Raw genomic sequence first — 3,512 nt, 5'->3', positions numbered from 1 at the left:
GCGCCGCGAGCTGACCGCGGACCTCGCCCGGGATGGCCATACCACCCCATCGAACCGGAAACCGAGAAGCATCGTGTTGTTTCCTTACAACTACATCTGCTGCGCGCCTCGTTCCGATATGCCGCCCGCCAGCACTGGGACGCCATCGCCAAGGCGCTCAAGCCGGTCTACACCGCCCCGACCGAGGCCGCGGCACTGGAGCGCTTCTACGAGTTCGCCGAGGCATGGGGCGGGAAGTACCCGGCGATCGTGAAGTTGTGGGAGGACGCCTGGGCCGAGTTCGTGCCCTTCCTCAACTTCGACACCGAGATCCGCCGGGTGATCTGCTCGACCAACGCCATCGAGTCGGTCAACGCCCGCATCCGGCGGGCGGTCAAGGCCCGCGGCCACTTTCCGAACGAGCAAGCCGCACTCAAGTGCGTCTACATGGCGATCATGAGCCTGGACCCGACCGGCAAGGGCCGCAAACGCTGGATCACCCGCTGGAAAGCCGCCCTGAACGCCTTCGCCATCACCTTCGAAGGCCGCCTGACCCCGACCACCCGATAATGTTTGGCTTAGACGCGGTGGAGTCGATTCTCCTTGTCCTGCTGCTGGTGATCATCGGGATCGGGATCAGCAGGTGGATGGGACGGCGCAAGGTGGTGCGCATCTACGTCGGCCTGGACCACATCACTCCTGTCGGCGTTCAGGTCCGAGCCCACGACCTCATTGAGGCAGACAGGTTCCGCGACGCCGTAGAGCTGATCCGCAAGGAATCCCAGGTATCCCGGCAAACCGCGGTGGAAGTCGCAGAGGTTCTGCGCGCTGGTGGGGTCCTGCCGGGCTTCCCAGTGTTCGATGAGGGAGATCTATCCACCAGGGTTCGCAAGCTGATCGAAGCCGGTAGCCGGAAGGAGGCCGTCTTCCTTGTGCGAAGCACCGAGGACATGAGCCAGTCAGAAGCCGAGGCCTTCGTCGACTCCCTCTCGCGAGAGCCGAACGCCTAACGCAGGGTGAGTTGTCGCCGTAGCTGTACTTTGCAGCTGCACAAGATCGAAAAGGCCACTTCCCGATCACGGGAAGCGGCCTTTGACCTGGGGTGGAGCCTAGGAGATTCGAACTCCTGACTTCCTGCTTGCAAATCGGCCTGATCTTCAGGCGAAACGGCCGCCACCTCGGTGAGAGGAAGACCACGAGCGACCATGAGTGTCCGCTGTTGACCGCCCTTAATGGCCCGCTAATGGCCTGACGATCAGGCGCTGAGGTCTTGCTTGATGGACCTGGCCGTGGTGGGCTCTCGCCGTAGACCACGATCGCTTCCCCGGCCGGCTACCTCTTCCTCTCAGCTTCCCGAATCGCCACTTCAGGCTATGGAGCTACGTGCCCACGCATAGCGAGCTTGTACTACGGACGGAATTCGACCCGACCGCACCTCACATCGAGTTGCTCTTCAAGGCCGTCCGCCAGATTAGTCTTCCGGCGACGATGGACGGTGGTCTTGTCATCGACATCGACGACCCCCCAAGCGGCACGGTGGATGCTGTGACCTTCACTGTCAGCAACGATCAGTTCTCCGGCCGGGTCGTTGCCGGCTACCTTTTCCTGCGCCAAGAAGAGCGATCGAGATACAGCCCGTTCTCTCTCTTCCACGGATACCTGCGAAGCGAGTTCACGCGTTAACGAGGCGTACTCATGGTTGCCCTCGGTCGGTTCGACCCGGACCAAGAACACTCGGGGGTGCTCCTTGAACGGCCCGATACGGCGAGAAACTGCAGCTAGGAGGACGGGGTCACCGGCGGAGCGACCGCGATGACGCGCGCCACCCCGACTGGTGGCCGCATCTCGTGCATGGTGACCTCATCACCTGGCTTCAGGTATTGCCAGTGATCGAAAGTGAAGGGTGCCAGTCTCGCTGACGCACATCCACCTGGTTCCAGAGGATCTCGGCCTTCGATCCACAGTGCGGCGGTACAGAAGAGGGGATCGCCCTCGGGTGTGCGAAGGCCGACATCCCACAACGGCTTGAGGACGTGGCCGGGAGGTATGGGCAGAGGACGGCCGCCATCCTCTCTGGGCGTGAGACAGAGTTCCGCCCGAACCACGCCGGCGCGCGCCTCTGCGACCCGCCATTCGCACCAGTCGACATCTCTATGCAGCCACATCTGGCGTGCGGCCTCGGCCAGCAGACTCCAAAACTGAGGCGGCTGAGGATGTGCGTCACCCAAGTCTTCGAGAAGGAGCAGGGCCATCTCCCACTCATCATGCTTCACGTAATCCAGCACGTCGGCAACGCTGATGCCGGTCTCTTCGGTCCGGATATCGGCGGGACACATCCTGGCGGCTTGGAGAAGTAGAGAATCTTGCAGGTCCACCATCTGATTGTGGTCGATCCGAGTTCCTGCTCAGCAGGCCATCCTAGCCGGGACCTTCTGTTTACAAGGTCCCCAAACGATCTTCATGGGCGTTCGCAGGCGTCCGCCACCTCGCCTGGCGGCATCCTCGCCGTACGTCCCCGTCCGCCGCAGTTCATGATCGTCCGTTCGGGTGGCTCCCAAGGTGGCTCCCGCTGAATCGGCAGTCGCTCTCACTGTGATCAGCCCACCCACCTGTGCCCTGGCTACCACTCGCCGAGACACTTCACGTCCCATGAGAGCCCGATTTTAGGCTTGGTCTGGAGCACAACCGGCTCCTTGTAGTCCTCCCGGAACCACAGCTTCAGCTCTTCGTGGCCGGACCGCTCGCGCTCAACCGACAGTCTCCCGAGACGCCGCAGCCGCTTGATGGACGTGATCTCCTCGCCGTCCACGTAGAGGCTGATATACGCCTCACCCGCCGTGGGATCGATGGAGAAGAGGACCGATATCGCGCCTCGGGTGAGTTGAAATGAGTGGAGGCCGACGGGCCAATGAACGTCCTCGTCCTCGCCTTGCGGCTCGTCCTCGAAGAGCCAGATCAGTTCCGCCAGCTCGGGGATCTCCATGACAGGACCATACTCGAGGACGCCCACGGACAGCAGCAGTCTGACATCGCGCACGCCCGCCCTGCTGATCTGCTTTTCGGCTGCCGGCAGACATCTGGTGTTCGCGGGAGCGCGGCCTATCGTTGCATAGCTCTATAACGCTTGAGCAGGGCCGTGATTTTGTCGTAGTTACGCGCGCCGTTCAGCTCGTCGAGCAGGTCGTCAGGGCATAACTCGTAGAAGTCGCCCCACCAGCGGCGCGCCTTGTTGTCCCAGATCCGGTAACCGCCGGGAACACCTCTGGCGACGTAGCGTCTCCTTCCCATAGTTCCTCACCCTGCAATCCACCAGTCCACTGGTCAAGCACGGCGATCAGCCCGTTACTCGGTGAGCCAGGGTGAGGAACGAACCCTGGATCGTCGATCGCCCCCAAGCACGTACGGCGTCCAGCCATGCAGTGGCGATCGTAGGGCTGCATCTCTGCGGCGGCGCGGCAACCCCGGTCGGCGCGTTCGGGTCGGTACGGCGGGGCCGGCGTGCGGTGCCCGGCCCGGTGTCCCGCCGCCGTCCG

At 62.9% G+C, this 3,512-nt stretch carries 6 protein-coding genes; 2 read left to right on the top strand and 4 right to left on the bottom strand.

Going from position 1 to position 3,512, the window contains the following annotated elements:
- Positions 1-549 (top strand): transposase (locus AB0J09_RS59735; RefSeq protein WP_360712506.1); only part of this gene is annotated, 549 nt, incomplete at its 5' end.
- A 17-nt stretch (positions 550-566) separates the two neighbouring features.
- A complete protein-coding gene (locus tag AB0J09_RS59730) occupies positions 567-989 on the top strand; it encodes a hypothetical protein (protein ID WP_360712503.1) in 423 nt (140 codons plus the stop codon).
- A gap of 397 nt (positions 990-1,386) precedes the next feature.
- Here the strand turns inward: AB0J09_RS59730 and AB0J09_RS59725 are convergent, their stop codons facing one another.
- The 4 genes from AB0J09_RS59725 to AB0J09_RS59710 all read right to left on the bottom strand — a co-directional run bounded on the left by AB0J09_RS59725 (position 1,387) and on the right by AB0J09_RS59710 (position 3,267).
- Entirely contained in the window at positions 1,387-1,713 is a 327-nt protein-coding gene (locus AB0J09_RS59725) for a hypothetical protein (protein ID WP_360712500.1), read from the bottom strand.
- 44 nt (positions 1,714-1,757) lie between these two features.
- On the bottom strand, positions 1,758-2,357 hold the full coding sequence (locus AB0J09_RS59720; protein ID WP_360712497.1) for a hypothetical protein: 600 nt from the start codon (positions 2,355-2,357) through the stop codon (positions 1,758-1,760).
- Positions 2,358-2,599: 242 nt separating this feature from the next.
- A complete protein-coding gene (locus AB0J09_RS59715; protein WP_360712495.1) occupies positions 2,600-2,962 on the bottom strand; it encodes a hypothetical protein in 363 nt (120 codons plus the stop codon).
- A gap of 116 nt (positions 2,963-3,078) precedes the next feature.
- Positions 3,079-3,267 carry a hypothetical protein gene (locus tag AB0J09_RS59710; protein WP_360712492.1) on the bottom strand — a complete coding sequence of 63 codons (189 nt, stop codon included), beginning with the start codon at positions 3,265-3,267 and terminating at the stop codon, positions 3,079-3,081.
- Positions 3,268-3,512: the final 245 nt, after the last annotated feature.

Origin of the sequence: Nonomuraea sp. NPDC049784 (assembly GCF_040659615.1) — a bacterium.
GTDB lineage: Bacteria > Actinomycetota > Actinomycetes > Streptosporangiales > Streptosporangiaceae > Nonomuraea.
Note: the sequence above shows the minus strand (reverse complement) of the source record. Positions and strands in the feature narration are given on the sequence as shown.

Bases quoted from the DNA above. Each gene is read 5' to 3' on its own strand.
- AB0J09_RS59710 (WP_360712492.1), bottom strand. From the start codon at position 3,267: ATGGGAAGGAGACGCTACGTCGCCAGAGGTGTTCCCGGCGGTTACCGG.
- AB0J09_RS59715 (WP_360712495.1), bottom strand. From the start codon at position 2,962: ATGGAGATCCCCGAGCTGGCGGAACTGATCTGGCTCTTCGAGGACGAG.
- AB0J09_RS59720 (WP_360712497.1), bottom strand. From the start codon at position 2,357: ATGGTGGACCTGCAAGATTCTCTACTTCTCCAAGCCGCCAGGATGTGT.